The organism is Amycolatopsis sp. NPDC003731, assembly GCF_053586895.1.
Genome location: NZ_JBSFNC010000074.1, coordinates 1 through 16,076 on the forward strand (window position 1 = coordinate 1; position 16,076 = coordinate 16,076).

The 16,076-nt window shown below is 73.4% G+C and carries 14 protein-coding genes; 5 read left to right on the forward strand and 9 right to left on the reverse strand.

What is annotated here, in order from left to right:
- Nucleotides 1-121: 121 nt before the first annotated feature.
- On the reverse strand, nt 122-1,918 hold the full coding sequence (ggt, locus tag ACWDN5_RS27185; protein WP_449678258.1) for a gamma-glutamyltransferase: 1,797 nt from the start codon (nt 1,916-1,918) through the stop codon (nt 122-124).
- A 127-nt stretch (nt 1,919-2,045) separates the two neighbouring features.
- Between ggt and ACWDN5_RS27190 the strand changes: the two genes are divergently transcribed.
- From ACWDN5_RS27190 to ACWDN5_RS27205, 4 genes are read left to right on the forward strand one after another with little or no spacing between them, the layout of a single operon-like run.
- Nucleotides 2,046-3,410: a hypothetical protein gene (locus tag ACWDN5_RS27190; RefSeq protein WP_449678259.1), complete on the forward strand. Its 1,365-nt coding sequence runs from the start codon at nt 2,046-2,048 to the stop codon at nt 3,408-3,410.
- A 56-nt stretch (nt 3,411-3,466) separates the two neighbouring features.
- On the forward strand, nt 3,467-3,796 hold the full coding sequence (locus ACWDN5_RS27195) for a PadR family transcriptional regulator (protein ID WP_310975069.1): 330 nt from the start codon (nt 3,467-3,469) through the stop codon (nt 3,794-3,796).
- On the forward strand, nt 3,793-4,506 hold the full coding sequence (locus ACWDN5_RS27200; RefSeq protein ID WP_449678260.1) for a hypothetical protein: 714 nt from the start codon (nt 3,793-3,795) through the stop codon (nt 4,504-4,506). Before ACWDN5_RS27195 ends, ACWDN5_RS27200 begins: the two co-directional genes overlap by 4 nt.
- Nucleotides 4,503-4,721: a hypothetical protein gene (locus tag ACWDN5_RS27205; RefSeq protein ID WP_310975066.1), complete on the forward strand. Its 219-nt coding sequence runs from the start codon at nt 4,503-4,505 to the stop codon at nt 4,719-4,721. Before ACWDN5_RS27200 ends, ACWDN5_RS27205 begins: the two co-directional genes overlap by 4 nt.
- Before the next feature lie 84 nt (nt 4,722-4,805).
- Here the strand turns inward: ACWDN5_RS27205 and ACWDN5_RS27210 are convergent, their stop codons facing one another.
- Nucleotides 4,806-5,006: a hypothetical protein gene (locus tag ACWDN5_RS27210; protein WP_449678261.1), complete on the reverse strand. Its 201-nt coding sequence runs from the start codon at nt 5,004-5,006 to the stop codon at nt 4,806-4,808.
- A gap of 23 nt (nt 5,007-5,029) precedes the next feature.
- Nucleotides 5,030-8,467 (reverse strand): caspase, EACC1-associated type, encoded by a 3,438-nt coding sequence (locus ACWDN5_RS27215; RefSeq protein WP_449678262.1) that lies wholly within the window; start codon nt 8,465-8,467, stop codon nt 5,030-5,032.
- Between the two features lie 200 nt (nt 8,468-8,667).
- Here ACWDN5_RS27215 and ACWDN5_RS27220 point away from each other — a divergent pair, with 200 nt between their 5' ends.
- Entirely contained in the window at nt 8,668-10,326 is a 1,659-nt protein-coding gene (locus ACWDN5_RS27220; protein ID WP_449678263.1) for a CotH kinase family protein, read from the forward strand.
- 1 nt (nt 10,327) lies between these two features.
- On the opposite strand, the gene ACWDN5_RS27225 is transcribed toward ACWDN5_RS27220, so the two are convergent.
- The 6 genes from ACWDN5_RS27225 to metK all read right to left on the reverse strand — a co-directional run bounded on the left by ACWDN5_RS27225 (nt 10,328) and on the right by metK (nt 16,070).
- Nucleotides 10,328-11,188: a DUF3616 domain-containing protein gene (locus ACWDN5_RS27225; RefSeq protein WP_449678264.1), complete on the reverse strand. Its 861-nt coding sequence runs from the start codon at nt 11,186-11,188 to the stop codon at nt 10,328-10,330.
- 19 nt (nt 11,189-11,207) lie between these two features.
- On the reverse strand, nt 11,208-11,684 hold the full coding sequence (locus ACWDN5_RS27230; protein ID WP_449678265.1) for a hypothetical protein: 477 nt from the start codon (nt 11,682-11,684) through the stop codon (nt 11,208-11,210).
- The gene (locus ACWDN5_RS27235; RefSeq protein WP_449678266.1) at nt 11,668-11,889 is read right to left on the reverse strand and encodes a hypothetical protein; all 222 of its coding nucleotides are present in this window, start codon (nt 11,887-11,889) and stop codon (nt 11,668-11,670) included. Before ACWDN5_RS27235 ends, ACWDN5_RS27230 begins: the two co-directional genes overlap by 17 nt.
- A 6-nt stretch (nt 11,890-11,895) precedes the next feature.
- Nucleotides 11,896-12,573, reverse strand: coding sequence for a Crp/Fnr family transcriptional regulator (locus ACWDN5_RS27240; RefSeq protein WP_449678267.1), 678 nt, complete (start codon nt 12,571-12,573; stop codon nt 11,896-11,898).
- Nucleotides 12,574-12,614: 41 nt separating this feature from the next.
- Entirely contained in the window at nt 12,615-14,711 is a 2,097-nt protein-coding gene (locus tag ACWDN5_RS27245; RefSeq protein WP_449678268.1) for a primosomal protein N', read from the reverse strand.
- Nucleotides 14,712-14,867: 156 nt separating this feature from the next.
- On the reverse strand, nt 14,868-16,070 hold the full coding sequence (gene metK / locus ACWDN5_RS27250) for a methionine adenosyltransferase (RefSeq protein ID WP_310975235.1): 1,203 nt from the start codon (nt 16,068-16,070) through the stop codon (nt 14,868-14,870).
- Nucleotides 16,071-16,076: the final 6 nt, after the last annotated feature.

Sequence of the window (16,076 nt, forward strand, 5' to 3'; positions counted from 1 at the left end):
GGTCGTCCGCCCAGGCCACCGGGTCGTCGTACCCGGTGGCCGGGACGTCGGAGGCGCCGTGGCCCCGGACGAATGAGTCATTCGCGACGTTCCGGCCAGGGGATACGAGCGACCTCAGCCCCTACCAGCGCGCTGGCCACACCACCTGCGCCGCGCCCTGGCCGCGCCGTACCGGCTCGGCCGCCGCCAGCCAGCGGCCGTCGCGCAACCTCTCCACGCCCGTGGCCGCTCCGATCTCCGCCGGGGCCGTCGAGAAGCCCTGGCCCCTCGCCTTCAGCTCCGCCGTCTCCGGCTGGTCCAGGAAGGCCTGCTCCACCTGGGCCGCCGCCGCGTTGCGCTGGGAGGCTCGCGGGGCCGCGATCGCCTGCTCCAGCGACAGCCCGCGGTCCAGGCGGCCGAGGATCACCTGGAGGACCGTCGTGATGATCGATGCTCCGCCCGGCGAGCCCGTCGCGAAGAACGGGCGGCCGTGGTCGAGGACGATCGTCGGGGCCATCGAGGACCGCGGGCGCTTGCCCGGGCCCGGGAGGTTCGGGTCCGGGACGCCCGGGGTCACCGGCGTGAACGAGAAGTCCGTCAGTTCGTTGTTCAGCAGGAACCCGCGGCCCGGCACCACGATGCCGCTGCCACCCTCCTGCTCGATCGTCAGCGTGTAGGCGACGACGTTGCCCCACTTGTCCGCCACCGTCAGGTGCGTCGTGTTCTCACCCTCGTACGGCGTCGGCGCCGCCGCGGATCCGGCCGCGCACGTTGCCGGGTGCCGCGGGTCCGCCGGGGCGACCGGGCTGGTCGCCGCCTTGTCCTTCGAGATCAGGCAGGCCCGGCTGTCGGCGAAGCGCTGGCTAAGCAGCTCGCGCGCCGGGACGTCGATGAACGCCGGGTCGCCGATCCAGCGGTTGCGGTCGGCGAAGGCGAAGCGGGTCGACTCCAGGAAGTACTGCAGGTAGTCGGCCTTGCTCGCGTGCTCGAGGTCGAAGTTCTCGAGGATGTTGAGCGCCTCGCCGACCGTCAGCCCGCCCGAGGACGGCGCCGGCATGCCGTAGACGTCGAGACCCTCGTAACGCGCGTGCGTCGGGTCGCGCTCGATCACGTCGTACGCGGCCAGGTCGCCGGTGGTCAGCTTCCCGGGCCGGACGTTCAACGTCGACGCCGGGTCGACCGGCGGCTTCTGCACCGTCTTCGCGATGTCGGCGCCGATCGGGCCGCGGTACAGCGCGGCGACGCCGGACCGCTCCAGCTGGGCGTACGTCGCGGCCAGGTCGGGGTTCCGGAAGACCGTCCCCGGCGCCGGGGGCGCGCCGCCCGGCAGGTACAGCGAACGCGTCGACGGGAACGCCGAGAAGCGCGCCGCGTTGTTCGCGATCTGCGTCTGGAACGTCTGGTCGACGACGAAGCCGTCGCGGGCCAGCTTCTCCGCGGGCTTCAGCGACTTCGCCAGCGAGCGCGTCCCCCACTTGCGCAGCGCCTCGGCCCAGGTCGCGGGCGTGCCGGGGACGCCGACGCTCAGACCGCTGGTGACGGCGTCGGCGAACGGGAGCGGCTGGCCGTTCTCGACGAACAGGTTCTGGTCGGCGGTCTTCGGGGCGGTTTCGCGGCCGTCCAGGGTGTGCACGCGGCGGGTCTTGGCGTCGTAGTAGACGAAGAACCCGCCGCCGCCGACCCCGGCGGAGAACGGGTCGGTGACCCCGAGCGCGGCGGCGACCGCGACGGCCGCGTCGACGGCGTTCCCGCCGTCGCGCAGGACCTGCGTGCCGATCGCGGTGGCGTCGGCGTCGATGCTGGCCACGGCACCCCCGAAGCCGACGGCGACCGGCGACTTCGGCGTGGGTGTGGCGGCGGTGGCGGGTGCGGCGACGCCGGCGGTGAGCACGGCGGCGACGGCCAGGACGAGCGTGGTGCGGCTCCAGTGCGCGGGCATGCGGGCGAGTCTGCCCCTTGGTCAAGGCAGCTTCAAGCCGTCATCCGACTTATGCACGGTTCTCGGAATCCCTCCCGGCCGCAAGACTGGACCGAGGAGATCGCTCAGCGAACGTGGAGGGAAACCCGTGCGCCTGTCCGCCCTGCTCCCCTTGCTCTCCGCCCTGCCGATGTTCGTGCTCCCCGGCGTCGCCGCGGCCGCACCGGCGCCGAACTGCTTCGACGCGACCGCCCCGCTGACCGTCGAGGAGCAGCGGCTGACCGCGACGATGCCGGCCGGCGGCCCCGCCGTCGGCCCCGAGCTGGTCCGGCTGGCCGGGCTCGACCCCTTCGTCGCCGCGGTCGAGCACGACCTCTGTGCCGCGCGCACCCCGCGCCGGGCCGAACGGGTCGTCACGCAGGCCGGGGCCCGGCTGTGGCGGACGGCGGTCGACCGCGCCCAGGGCCGCACCCCCGGCCTCGGCACGCTCGACCGCTTCGACGACCGGCCGCTGTACTGGGCGCGGCTGCAGCTCAGCAGCGCGATCCGGCAGTGGCGGCCGCCCTTCGCGCTGCCGGCCTCGCAGCGGACGTCGCTGCTGGCGGCGTTCGACCACGGATCGCGCGGCCTCGACGACGTCCGGTTCCCGCTCGGGAAAACGCGGCGGGTCATGGTGAGCGGCTTCGACCCGTTCCAGCTCGACGGCGCCGGTGTCCGGATCTCGAACCCGGCCGGGGCCTCGGCGCTGCAGCTGGACGGGCGGATCCTCAGCACGCCGTCGGGGCCGGCCGTGGTGCAGGCGGTGAACTTCCCGGTCGTGTGGGGCTACTTCGACGCGGGCATCGTCGAAGCGGCCTACGGCACGGCGTTGCGCGACCGCGCGCGACGGCCGGACGTGATCATGACGATCAGCCAGGGGCGTCCGGGCCGGTTCGACATCGAACGCTGGGCCGGCGCCTGGCGCGGTGGCTTCCCGGACAACGACAACGTGCCGGTCACCGGAGGCGTGCCGCCGGCCGCGGGCTGGCCGCAGCCGGACGTCCAGTTCATCGAGACGACCCTGCCGTATGAGCAAATGCTGGCCGCCCCGGCCGGCGCCTACCCGGTGAACTTCAACCCGGCGTTCTGCGTCTGGCCGGACGCGGCCCACCCGGGCGCCGGAACCCCGGTGTGCCGCTCGGACGCCCCGGCCGCGGGCGAGATCGCCGCCTCCGGCGGGGGCGGGAACTACCTGTCGAACGAATCCATGTTCCGCAGCAACCGCGTCCGCCTCGGCCTGGGACTGACGTCGGTGGCGGGCGGCCACCTGCACACGCCGGTGCTGGGCCAGCCGACGGCCCCGGACGCTCTGACCGACGCCGATTTCGAGGCCCGCCGCCAGGCGATCGCGGCCCAGGTGCGCACCTTGGCGACGGCCGCCGCGGGCGGTCCCGGCAGCGCTGCGCCGCCGGTGGTGACGGAATCGCCGCGGGTGGCGGTGGATTCGCTGCCCGGAACGGTGCTGCCGGGCTGAGCGCACTCCACGACTGACGGTTGTGCTCTACCTAGCCCCCATAGTAGAACTAGACCATGGCTCCGCGGATGACCCTGACCACCCAGCTCGTGCTGCGCGCGCTGCTCGCCGACCCGGCGCGGGAGATGTACGGGCTGGAGATCTGCGCCGCCGCCGAGCTGCCGAGCGGCACCATCCACCCCATCCTCGCCCGGCTCGAGCGCCTCGGCTGGCTGGAGAGCCGCTGGGAGGACGTCGATCCCCGCGAAGCCGGCCGGCCGCGCCGGCGCTTCTACCGCCTGAGCGGCGACGGCGTGACGTCCGCGCAGATCGCCCTCGCCCGTGCCGAAGCCTCGGCGGCCAAGCTCGCGCGGCTGCGCCCGGGGCTGGCCGGCGGTGCGCGATGAGACGCCGCCACCGGACCGCCCGGGACGCCGAAGACCTGGCCCTGGCGCGGCGCCTCGCGGACGCGCTCGAACAGGTGCAGCGCCAGGCCGGCAACGCCGCCGAGCTGGCCGTGGCGTGCCGGCTGGCCCGCACCCTGTCGAACAACCGGGCGCTGGCGTTCGCCCCGCAGCGCGAACTCACCCGCCGGCTGGCCGCCCAGCTCGACCTGGCCCACGACCTGGCCGTGTCCGAGGACTTCGACACCGCGGTGCACCTGGCCTGGGCCGCGGACGCCCAGGCCGTGGCCGCCCTGCTCGCGGACCGGACCCGGGAACGCGAAGAGTCCGTCATCACGGCGCGGGAAGCGGTCGTGGCGACCCGGCGCGCCCGGGCGGAACTGCACAACCGGGTCGACGCCGCCCGCAAGTACGTCTCGCCGCTGGGGAGCGATCCGGTCGGGGAAGCCCGGGTCGCGGTCGCCAAGGTCATCCGGCGGCTGGCGCGCGGCACCGCGACGGCCGGGCGGCCGGGCCTGGTCTGCCGGAACCTGCTGGGCGTGGCGCTGCAGGTGCTGCCGCTCGCCGAGCGGCCCCGGTTCGCGGAGGAGTTCCGCGGTGAAGCGGCCGCCCTCCCCCGCGGCCAAGCCCGTTACGCGGCCCGGCAGCTGCTGCACGCGTGGTCGTTGCGCCGGGCCCTGGTCCGCGCCCGGCCGGACCGGAGCCGATCGTGACGAGCCGGCCGGACAACGCCTACACCGCGCTCGTCCGCCACGTCATCGACGACGGCGCCCGCACGTTCCGGACCGCCCTGCTCGTCCTCGTGCTGGCGCTGGCCGTGGTCGGCATCGTCGTCAGCGTGGCGCTGACCGCGGGCGGCCTGGGAACCGCAGCGGTGGCGGCGACCGCGCTCATCGGCGGCGCAACCCGCGCGCTCCGGCGGCGATGACGGGTCACCCGCCACGCAAGCCACATCGCAACCGCCAAGCCACACCCAGCAGCCGCAGTGCGTACGCCGTGCGCTGGCAACCGGTCAGTTCGGCCGGCTCGGCGCGGAATTCCTCGGCGTAGCGACGCGGTGCGCCGCCGGGACCAGGGCCATGGCCAGTGCCCGAACTCGCTCACCGGTCCGGCTTGCAGTGAGGACGACGTCGAGCGCGTCGTCGCGGAACCGGGGCACGTCGAGGGCGCAGGCGAGGTCGCGCGCCCGGCGGAGGTCGGCGACCGCGTTCATCCGCGATGCTCCACAGTGGACTCCTAGCTGATGTGCTCGATGGCGATGCGCTGTCCCGGCTTGCCTTCGGTGTAGCGGATGATCCCGACCGTCTGCCGGTCCGGGGTGCCGCGCTCGGTGAAGCGGAGGTCCTCCTCGGCGCCCGGCACCGACAGCGGACCGTGGAGGTTGCCCAGCTGGGTGCGGGCGGCCGTCGCGCCGGAGTACCGGCCCTTCGGCGCGGTCCGGTACGCCGTCACCATCGTGACCAGGGCGTCGTGCAGGGAGATCGCGTCCGCGGCGGCGGCGCCGGCCGGGTCCGCGCCGGTGCCGGCGAACGCTTGCCGGTACCGCTGGTACCGCGGTGACGTCTCGCCGTCCGGGCCGGGCAGCGCCGACCAGCCGGCCGGGACGAACGCGGTGACCGACACCTTCCCGGCCGCGAGCTCGGCCCGCAGCTCGGTCCCGAGGTGCTCTTCGACGGATTCCGGGACGTACACCTCGACCGGGTCGGTGCACGACCGGGCGGCGACCGACGCCAGGAAGGCCGGGAGATCGGCCGCGCGCCCGGCGAAGAACACGGATTCGGCGCGGGTGGCGCAAATCCCCTGGGTGACGACCGCGAACCCGGCCGGCGACGCGTTCCCGGAGAGGTAGCTGAACGTTTCCAGCGGGCCCGACCGGCGGCCGAGCTCTTCGGCGATGTCCGCCCGGAGCGACCGCGCGTAGAGGTTGCCGGCGTCCCCGTCGGCGACCAGCACCCGCGGCCGCCACTGCGCCTGGGTGGCGACGTAGCGGCTCATCACGGCCACGAGCTGCCGGTTGGCGGGCCGCACCCGGACCACGCCCGGCAAGGTGGTGGCGTCGAAGTCGTCCGCGGTGGCGATCCCGGCGACCACGGGCAGGCCGCGCTCGCTCAGCGCGCGGACCGCCTCGAGCGTCGACGCCGAGCTGGCCCCCAGCCCGATCACGCCCACCGGGTCGCTCGAAACCAGCTGCCCGACCACCGGCTCCCACGCAGCCCCCGACGCGCCGGTGTTGGCCAGCAGCAGCTTGACCCGCGGCTCGGACCGGTTGGCCTCGACCTGGGCCGTGTACGCGCCTTCGAGCTGGTGCCGCATCGAGTCGACGGTGAGCGCGCCGGTGCCGGCCACCGGGAACGGGGCGAGGAACGCCACGGTGACCGCGGACCCGCCCACGCGCTGGTTTTCCTCGGCGATCCGGCGTTCGACCGCGGCCAGCTCCGGCCGGAACACGTAGCTGCCGTCGGTGACGCCGACGCACTCGTCGCCGAACGACACGCTGTTCGACGGTTGCAGGCCACGGGGACAAGGCCCGGACCACAGATCCCGGGTGAGGATCGCCACCGAAGTGCCGGCGACGAGGACGGCCGCGGTCGCGACGGCCACCAGCCGGCGGCGTGTCCGGCGGCGGCGGGCCGTGCTCGCGTCGAGGAACTCCCGCGACAGCGCCGGCAGCGGCGGCTCGTCCGGCCCGGCCAGCTCGCCGGCGAGCGCCAGCCGGGTGCCCCGGTACAGCAGGTTCGGCCGCCGGTCCGCCTGCTGCCAGCGCTCCGCCGCGGCCGCCAGGCCCCGCCGGACCAGCAGCGACTGGCGGCCCTCCTCCAGCCACGCCCGCAGCCGCGGCCACGCCTGGAGGACAGCGCTGTGCGCGAGCCCGAGCGCGTCGCCGTCCACGACGACCAGCCCGGCCGCGACCAGGGCGTCCAGCACCGGTTCGGCACCCGGTCCGAGGTCGTCGAGCAGGGTGTCCCGCGGGACCAGCCGGCGGGTGATGGCCGTTCCCTCGCCGACCGCCGCCATCCGCAGCACCAGCGTGCGCAGCACCGCGCGTCCCGGCTCGTCGAGCCCGGCGTGCACCTGCTCGGCCGAGGTCTCCACGGCCCGGGCCACCCGGCCGGACCGGGCGTACCCGGTGACCGTCAGCAGCCGCCCCCGGCGGTGCACCCACGTCTCGCGCAGGGCGTGCGCCAGCAGCGGCAGCACTTCGCCCTGCTGCAGGTCGAGCCCGTCGCCGCGGTCCGCCGCGAGGGCTTCGGCCTGGGCTTGGACGTCCTGGAGGACGATCGGCACCAGCCCGGCCTGCAAGGTCAGTCCCGCGGCCGCGGCCGGTGCCTGGACGGCCGTGCCGAGCTCGTCGCCCGAAAGCGGGCCGAGGAGGACCTGGTTGCGCTCCAGCGCTTCCCGCAAGGCCGGGAACGCCAGGCAGTGCCGGTAGAAATCGGCCCGCAGCCCGAGCAGCACGACGGCGTCGCCCAGCCCGCCGGTGAGGGCCGCGACGAAGCTCTCCCGGTCCTCCGGGTCGGCGCATTCGGTGAAGATCTCTTCGAACTGGTCGACGACCAGCAGGACCGGCGCCGTCCCGCGGTCGCCCAGCGCCGTGTACAGCGCGGACAGCGGGCGCGGGCCCGGCGTCATCAGCACCGGAGTGCGTTCCACGCCACCGAAGTCGCCGCGCGCGAGCCCGGCCGCGACGCCGGCGCGGATCAGCGACGACTTGCCCACGCCCGACGGCCCGACCAGGACCAGCGGCGGATCGCCCGGCTGCGCCTTGCCGATCCGGTCGAGCACTTCGCGCGTCTCGCGGGTGCGGCCGAAGAACCAGGCCGTGTCGCCGACGTCGAACGCGGCCAGCCCGCGGTAGGGGCAGACGTCCGCGGCACCGGTCGCGGCGGCGGAGTCCTCGCGGCCGTCCTGGTCACCACCGAGCCGGTACGCCGGGTTGGGTGCGAGCACGAACCCGTCGGCGACCTCGGTGGCGAGCCGGCGGGGCCGTGGAAAGCCCCGCGCGAGCAGCATTTCGCGGAGGTAGGCGTGCACGTGCTGCAGCGTCAGGTCGCGGGGACCGTCCGGATCGCCCTCGGTGAGCAGGCGGATCAGTTCCCCGCCGAACGCGGTGTGCCGCTCCCCGATCGGCGCCAGCGCGGCTTCGTTCGCCCCGGCCGCCGTCAGGACGTAACCGCCGTGGATCCGCGACAACCCGGTCGCCTCGGTGCCCGCCGTGTTCCCCAGCGTCGTGAACGCGCGCCCGGAGTAGCAGCAGTCCAGGACGACGATCTTCACGCGCGCCGGGCTTTCCAGCACCGCGTTGCGCACCTGGGCGTAGGGCGCCGCGGTGTGCGCCAGGTACCCGGCGCGTCGGTCGGTCGCGGCCGTGGCCAGGTAGAGGTCGCCGTCGAGCGAAACCAGCCCGTGGCCGCAGAAGTAGATCAGCAGCGCGTCTTCCGCGGCCGCGGTCTCTTCCGCGAGCGCCTCCCCGAACGCGAACGGCTGCGCCGGGTCGAGCAGGACCCGGACGTTGCCCGCCGCCATCCCGCACCGCTCGACCAGCACCGCGGCGAGGTCGGCGAGCGTCGTGCGCACGGCCGGGATCGCGTCCAGCCCGTCGGCGCCGGGGCTCCCGGTCGCGCACCCGGTCCCGATCAGGACCGCCCGGGCGCGGGCACCACGCAGGTCAGCCACGCCGCCTCGCCGTGGCCCGCCGGCCATTCCCGCTGTCACCCACGCAGAGCAGTATCTCTCCGCGGCCACCCCGCGTTACAGCATTCCGGCGCTCTCCCACCGGCTGCGTCCACAATGGGTGATACACCCACCCGAAATCGGATCCATCACGGAATTCCGTTCGCATTTCTGCCGCGGGAACCCGGTCGTACACTGGCCGGATGGGCGAGCAGGAGCAGCGGGCACTCGATTCCCTCTACGCGATCGACAATGTGGTGTCGATCAATATCACGATGCCGCCGGGCGACTGGGACGCCGTGCGCACCGAGCAGCCCGCCGGCGGTGTGTGCAACTTCGACTGGACCGGCGGGAGCCGTTACACCTGGCGGAAGGCGACCTCGGTCGAGGTGTCCGGGACGAAGTTCCCCGCGCGCACGTCGTTCGCCGACGTCGGGATCAAGAAGAAGTCCTTCTGCGGCTCGCTCAGCAGCGGCAAACCCTGCCTGCACGTCGACTTCGGGAAGTTCTCCGACGCGAACAAGGATCCGGTCCGGAAGCTGATCGGGTCGCGGTACCTGACGCTCAACAACTCCGTCCAGGACCTCTCCTACCTCCGGCAGCTGCTCGGCTACAAACTGTTCGAGCTCGCCGGTCTCCCCCATTCGCGCGGCAATTACGCCCAGGTCCGCGTGAACGGCGTGCCGATCGGGCAGGGCATCGCCGGGGTGAACGGTCCCGGTGTCTTCGTGAACGTCGAGCCGATCATGCCGCGGTACATCGAGCGCAACTTCGGCAACCTGAACGGCAACCTCTACGAGCTGGAGCACAAGGACGACTTCGTCGCCGAGCGGCTGCCGTTCATCGGCGTGGAATCGCTGTCGAAGTTCGACGACAAGGCCGACCTGCGGTTCGCCATCGACCACCTGGCCGCGCACGGGGTGGCCGGGGCCGCCGAGGTCTTCGACCTCGACCAGTTCGTCAAGATCTACGCGATGGAGTTCTTCCTCAAGCACTGGGACGGCTATTCCCGCAACACCAACAACACCTACGTGTACAACGACGTGGACGCGGTCGCCCGGCCGGGTGTGGCCGAGATCGACTTCAAGCTGATCCCGTGGGGCCTCGACCAGACCCTCCAGCCCGCCCGGCACTTCCGGCTCGACACCGCCGGGCTGCTCGCCAAGCTCGTGCGCGAAGACGCCGGACGGCGGGCGCAGGTGCTCGCCCGGATCCGCGAGTACCGCGACACCGTCTTCGGCTTCCGGACCCACCGGGAGGTGCTGCAGCCGCTGCTCGACGGGATGGCGACCCTGCTGACCGGCCTCGGCGTGCCGGACGTGCCCACGCAGCTCACCGCCGTGCGCAAGCAGCTGCGGCTGGCCACCTCGGCCGGCTACCTCTGCGGCGGCCTGCCCGGCGCCGACGGCGCGTACGTCCGCGAGGACGTCACCAACGAGTGCCTGCACGCCAGCGGCAGCGAGACCGTCCCGGCCACGGCGGCGGAACCGGGCGGCGGCGAGGTCGTCCACCGGTGGCGGCCGGCGAACGTCGACGACACGGACCTGTGGTGCTTCGCCCCGCTCGGCGGCGGGCAGTCGATCGCGAACAAGGCGACCGGCCGGTTCCTCCACGCGACCACCACGACGTCGAGCCAGGGCCACCAGCTGCTCTGCACGCGCGCGGCGGACAACGCCGCCCACGCCGAGGAGTTCTCGGTGACGCCGGTCGACCCGGTCGGTGATCCGTTCACGTCCAGCGGCTATTTCACGGTGACGAGCGTCCGGACCGGGCTGGGCGCGGCGTTCGGCACGGATCCCACGGCGGCCGGGAAACCGCGGGTCCACCAGGACCCCGGCCCGTCGAAACTGTACTTTTCCTGACTCAGAGAACCGCGTAGCCGCCGGCGTCGTCGACGATCAGGATCCGGCGGCGGCCGTCGATCGTGAACGGCGTGACGCCTTCGGGCTTCGCGCTGCGGTGAAAGGTGATCCCGAGCAGCGCGGCGTGCTCGTCGGCCCGGTTCCAGGTGGCGAGCCGGAACGGCGTGTCGCCGTGGCTGGTCGAACGGCCGAGCAGGAGCAGGAAATCGCCGGCCCCGGAAATGTCGCGGATCCCGCACCGCACGGCCGGCTCGGGCAGCCGCACGGGAATCAGCTCCGGTGGCCCCAGCGACGCGGTCGTCCAGCGCGGGCCGCCGACGTCGGCTGGCACCCGGACCAGCGTGACCCGGCCCGGGTGCGCCGGGCCCCGCAAGCCGAACAGCAGCGCGGTTCCGTCCCAGGCCAGGCCTTCCACGTTGAGCCCGCCCTCGTCCGGTGCCCGCCGCCCGGCCTCGGCCAGCGCGGGAACCCGGTCGAGCAGCCAGTCCCGGAAGCCGGCCATCGGCTCGGCGGGCAGGTCGCCGTGGGGGACGTACCGGACGCGCACCAGGCCGTCGCAGATCCGGTTCCCGTCCGCGGCGCACAGCGAAGAAGCGACGACGAGCACGATTTCCCCGTACACGTCGACCCTGGTGAGGCCTTCGGGATCACGCAGCATTCCCTTGCCCACCCCGGCCAGGGGCCGCCGGTGAATCCGTTCGACCGTGCCGACGGCGGAATCGAACGTCATTTCGAACAATGCGGTGGGATCTTTGTTGTCGACGAAGACGAACCGGCGGGAACCCACCCGCACCACCCCGGAAGCGTTGTACGGCACGTCGCCGTTGCGCTCCGGGAAAGGGGTCGGCCGGACTTTCGCCATCCACCCAAAATACCGCCGATCAGCCCGATCCTTGCCCGATCAGCTGCGACGGATTCCGGGCCGGACGGCGCAGATAGTCTCGGATCTTCGCGATGTCGGCGACGTCCTTGGGGCGCAGCAGCTCCAGTTTGTAGCGGAGGACGTCACCCGGGCGCGCCCAGCGAAGTCCCCCGATGACCTCCGCACCGTCCATCAGCTCGCCGACGTCCCACTGAGGCGTGATCCACCCGGCGGAGAACTGGATCCGACCGCCGCAGAACTGCCAGACGGGGTCCCCGCTGTAGGCGCCCACCCCCGGCGTGCCGGTGCGCTTCGCCCAGGTCAAGACGTCGCCCCGGGCCACCACGTCCAGGTCGCGGATGGTCGTCCGCAACCCGTGCGCCAGCAGCGGCGCGCTGCCGAAGACGACGAACTGATCGGGATCGAGGTCCAGCGCCACGAGTTCGCGGACCAGCCGGTTCCGGAAGAGCCGGTCCGCCTCAGGAGTGGTCGGCACGGCTGTTCCTTTGCGTCGGTTTGCGGAAGGGGCCACGCCCGAGCAGGCCGGCCAATGCGGTGATGATCGCAGGCCGCTCCGCCGGTTTGCTGTTCCTCAGCGCGGCTTTGAACATCAGGAGCCGGACGATCTGGTGCACGATGGTCCCGAGCACCACCACGGCGAGCGCCCAGACGCTCGAAGTGTGTTCCAGCATGGTGAGCACAGCCGGTCACCACGACGAGGTGGGGTGGCCGCCGGCGATCCGGCGCAGGGCGTCGGCATCGGTGACGCGAAGCAGGAGCCGTCCGGTATCGACCAGGCCGCTTTCCTTGAAGACGCGAACGATCTTCTTCGTCGCTTCCAGGGAGGAGCCGCTGAGCGAGGCCAGGTCCTTCTGGCTCAACCGGACGGTCGGGACGCCATCGACGATTTCGCAGATGTCGTTGCGGATCAGCTCGGTCAGGGCCTTGGCGATCCGCCGTTCCATCGCGAGGTCGGAATCCGAGATCTTCCGCGTCGCCTGCGCGAGCCGCTTGCGCACCGCCGCGTGCAGGGCTCGCTCGGCCCGGCGGTGCTGGTCGAGGAACTTCAGCAATTCGGCCGCGGGCACATGGAGCACCTCGACGTCACCCCAGGCGATCACGGTGGCCGAGCGCGGCTCGTCGTCGATGACGCCGAGTTCCCCGACTGTTTCCCCCGGTCCGCGGAACGCGATGATGCGAGCCGGCTGGCCGGACGTGACCTTCACGTGCCCCTTCCGGATCAGCAGCAGGAAGTCGCTGGCCTCGCCTTCCCGCATGAAGACGTGGCCGTCGCCGCGCCGGAGGACGCTGCCCACCCCTTCGAGGATGTGGATCTCCTCCTCGTCCAGGAGCCATCTACTCTCGTCAACGGGTACTCCTGCCATGGATTGAGTGTACGAATACACCTTGATCGAGGCAAGAGGACCTAGATCAGGTCCAGCGGATCCAGCTGGATGCGGATCGGTTCGGTGGCCTTCTTGGCGTCGCGGCGGGCCGCGGCCGCGTGGATCGACGCCGCCAGGGCCTTGCCCTCCGCGCGGGACACGCGCACCAGCGCCCTCTCGCGCTCGGCGTTGCCCTCCTCGTCCGGTTCGCCGATCGGGACCGGGCCCAGGACCTCGCCGGACGGCGGCAGCGGCAGATCCGCCAGGAGCGCCGCCACCGCGTCCGGGCCGCCCTCCACGCTCGCCATCCGCATCGCCGGGGGGAAGCCCAGTTCGCGGCGCTCCGCCAGCTCCTGGGCCGCGTGCCAGGCCGGGTCCCAGCGGACCAGGGCCTGGACCACCGGCAGACCCGCCTCGGCCCCGACGATCACCCGGCCGCCCGAGGCCGCCGGACGGACCAGCGCCGCCGCCGCCATCCAGCGGCGCAAGGTCTCTTCACCCGCGCGCAGGTCCTGACGGCCCAGCAGCGCCCAGCCGTCCAGCAGCAGGGCCGCGCCGTAACCGCCTTCCGCCACCGGCTCCGCTCCCGGCGTGCACACCACCAGGGCCGGTTTGCCCGGCACCGACTCCAGGACCTCCGCCGCCCCCGACGTCCGGACCGGGACGCCCGGGAACGCGCGGCCGAGCTCCTCCGCCGTCCGCTTCGCGCCGACGATCACCGCGCGCAGCCGGACCGAGCCGCACGCCGTGCAGCGGAACGCCGTTTCGGGGACGCCGCACCAGCGGCACGCCGGGGGTTTCGGCTGCCCGTCGAGCAAGCCGCCGGGCAGGGCCAGCGGGCCCGCGCAGCGGCGGCAGTGCGCGGGCGTCCGGCAGTTTCCGCAGGCCAGGCCGGGGACGTACCCGCGCCGCGGCACCTGGACCAGCGCCGGGAGGTCCGCCGCGAACGCCTGGCGGGCGGCCTCGAACGCCACCGCCGGCAGGCGGGCGACCCGGGCGGCTTCGTCGCGGGCGACGTCGAAGTCCTCGCCGACCGGCGTGACGCGCGGGGCCGCGGACCGCAGCGTCGTGCGGTCCGCCAGCACCGGGGCGGCCCAGCCGGACTCGACGAGCAGCTGGGCTTCCGCCGTCCGGGCGAACCCGCCGACCAGCAGGGACGCCTTCACCGCGTGCGCGCGGTCCATCAGGACGTCGCGGACGTGCGGGTACGGGGCGTGCTGGTCGAGGTGCAGGTCGTCGCCGTCGTCCCAGACCACGAACAGCCCGGGGTCGTGGACCGGCGCGAACATCGCCGCCCGCGTGCCGACGACCACCCGCACCGCGCCGCGCAGCACGGCCAGCCAGCGCCGGTACCGCTCGGCGGGCCCGAGCCCGGCGATCAGCGCGACCACGGCGTCCTCGCCCACGACGGCCGCGCAGGCCGCGTGCACCCGGGTCAGGTCGCGGTGGTCCGGCACCACCAGGACCGCGCCGCGCCCTTGAGCGGCGACCGTGCCGGCGGCCTCGGCGAGCCGGCGTGGCCAGTCTTCGCCCGGCAGGGCCTGCCAGACGGCGTTCGCGGGCTTCCCCTCCCCCAGGGCCTCCAGGAAGGCCGGGCCGCGCTGGTAGCGCGCCCAGGCCGCGGTGTCCGGCGGCTCGGGCGCGGCCGCGGGCGGCAGCGGCGGCTCGCCCTCGGCCTTGGCGTGCCGCGGCGGGAGCGCGAGCCGCAGGACGTCGGAGAGCGTGCCGCCGTAGCGGTCGGCGACCGCCCGGCAGACCGCGTGCAGCGACGGGGGCAGCACCGGCTCGGCCGACGTCACGCGGTCGAGGAAGGCCAGCTTGCTGCCGTAGTCGCTGGTCTCGCCGCGTTCGATCAGGTAGCCGTCGACCAGCTGCCCGGCGAACCGGACGCGGACGCGGCAGCCCGGCACGGCGGTCTCGTGCAGCTTCTCCGGCACCAGGTAGTCGAAGGTGCGGTCCAGGTGGGCCAGCGGGATGTCGACGACGACCCGCGCGACCGGCCGCTCGGGCGCGGGCGACTGGGCCCCCTTCGCCTTCTCCCCCGGCTTCGGCTTCTTCCGGGCACGCGAGGGTGCCGCCCGGGGTGCGGACGGCTGCTCCGGGAGGTCCCAGAGGGCTGCGGGCTCGGAACTGCTCACGCCTGATCTCTACCAGACCCCACCGACACCCCTGCCGCCGCCGGTCGTGAGTGGTAATGCGGGTTAGAACCCGCGTTACCACTCACGACCGAGCCGGGGACGGGAAATGCCGGAAGGCCGTCCCCCGGTCGGGAACGGCCTTCCGGTGAGCGTGCGTCAGGCGCCGGCCGCGGCCTTCAGGGCCTCGGCGCGGGCCGTGCTCTCCCACGGCAGGCCCAGCTCGGGCCGGCCGAAGTGGCCGTACGCCGCCGTCGGGGCGTAGATCGGGCGGAGCAGGTCGAGGTCGCGGATGATCGCGGCCGGCCGGAGGTCGAAGACCTCGCTGATGGCCTGCTGGATCTTCGACGGGTCGACCGTCTCGGTGCCGAACGTCTCGACGAACAGGCCCACCGGGGCCGCCTTGCCGATCGCGTACGCCACCTGGACCTCGGTCCGCTGGGCCAGGCCCGCGGCGACGACGTTCTTGGCCACCCAGCGCATCGCGTACGCGGCGGAGCGGTCGACCTTGGACGGGTCCTTGCCGGAGAACGCGCCACCGCCGTGGCGGGCCATGCCGCCGTAGGTGTCGACGATGATCTTGCGGCCGGTCAGACCGGCGTCGCCCATCGGGCCGCCGATGACGAACCGGCCGGTCGGGTTGACCAGCAGGCGCGCGTTCGAGGTGTCGATGCCCAGGCCCTCGAGCTCGGGGCCGACGACGTGCTCCTTGACGTCGACGCTGAGCATCCGGTCCAGGTCGATGCCGTCGGCGTGCTGCGAGGACACGACGACCGTGTCGAGGCGAACCGGCTGGTCGCCGGCGTACTCGATGGTGACCTGGGTCTTGCCGTCCGGGCGCAGGTACGGCAGCACGCCGTCCTTGCGGACCGCGGTCAGGCGCTTGGACAGCCGGTGGGCCAGCGCGATCGGCAGCGGCATCAGCTCGGGGGTGTCCGAGCAGGCGTAGCCGAACATCAGGCCCTGGTCGCCGGCGCCCTGGCGGTTGATCTCGTCCTCGTCCGACTCGACGCGCGACTCGTAGGCGGTGTCGACGCCCTGGGCGATGTCGGGCGACTGCGAACCGATCGCGACGTTGACGCCGCAGGAGTTGCCGTCGAAGCCCTTGGCGGAGGAGTCGTAGCCGATCTTGAGGATGACGTCGCGGACGATCGTCGGGATGTCGGCGTACGCCTCGGTGGTCACCTCGCCGGCCACGTGCACCTGGCCGGTCGTGATCAGGGTCTCGACCGCGACGCGGCTGCGGGGGTCCTTCGACAGGAGGCCGTCGAGGATCGAGTCGCTGATGGCGTCGCAAATCTTGTCGGGGTGCCCTTCGGTCACCGACTCCGAGGTGAACAATCTGCTGCTAGACGCGGTCACGGTGGC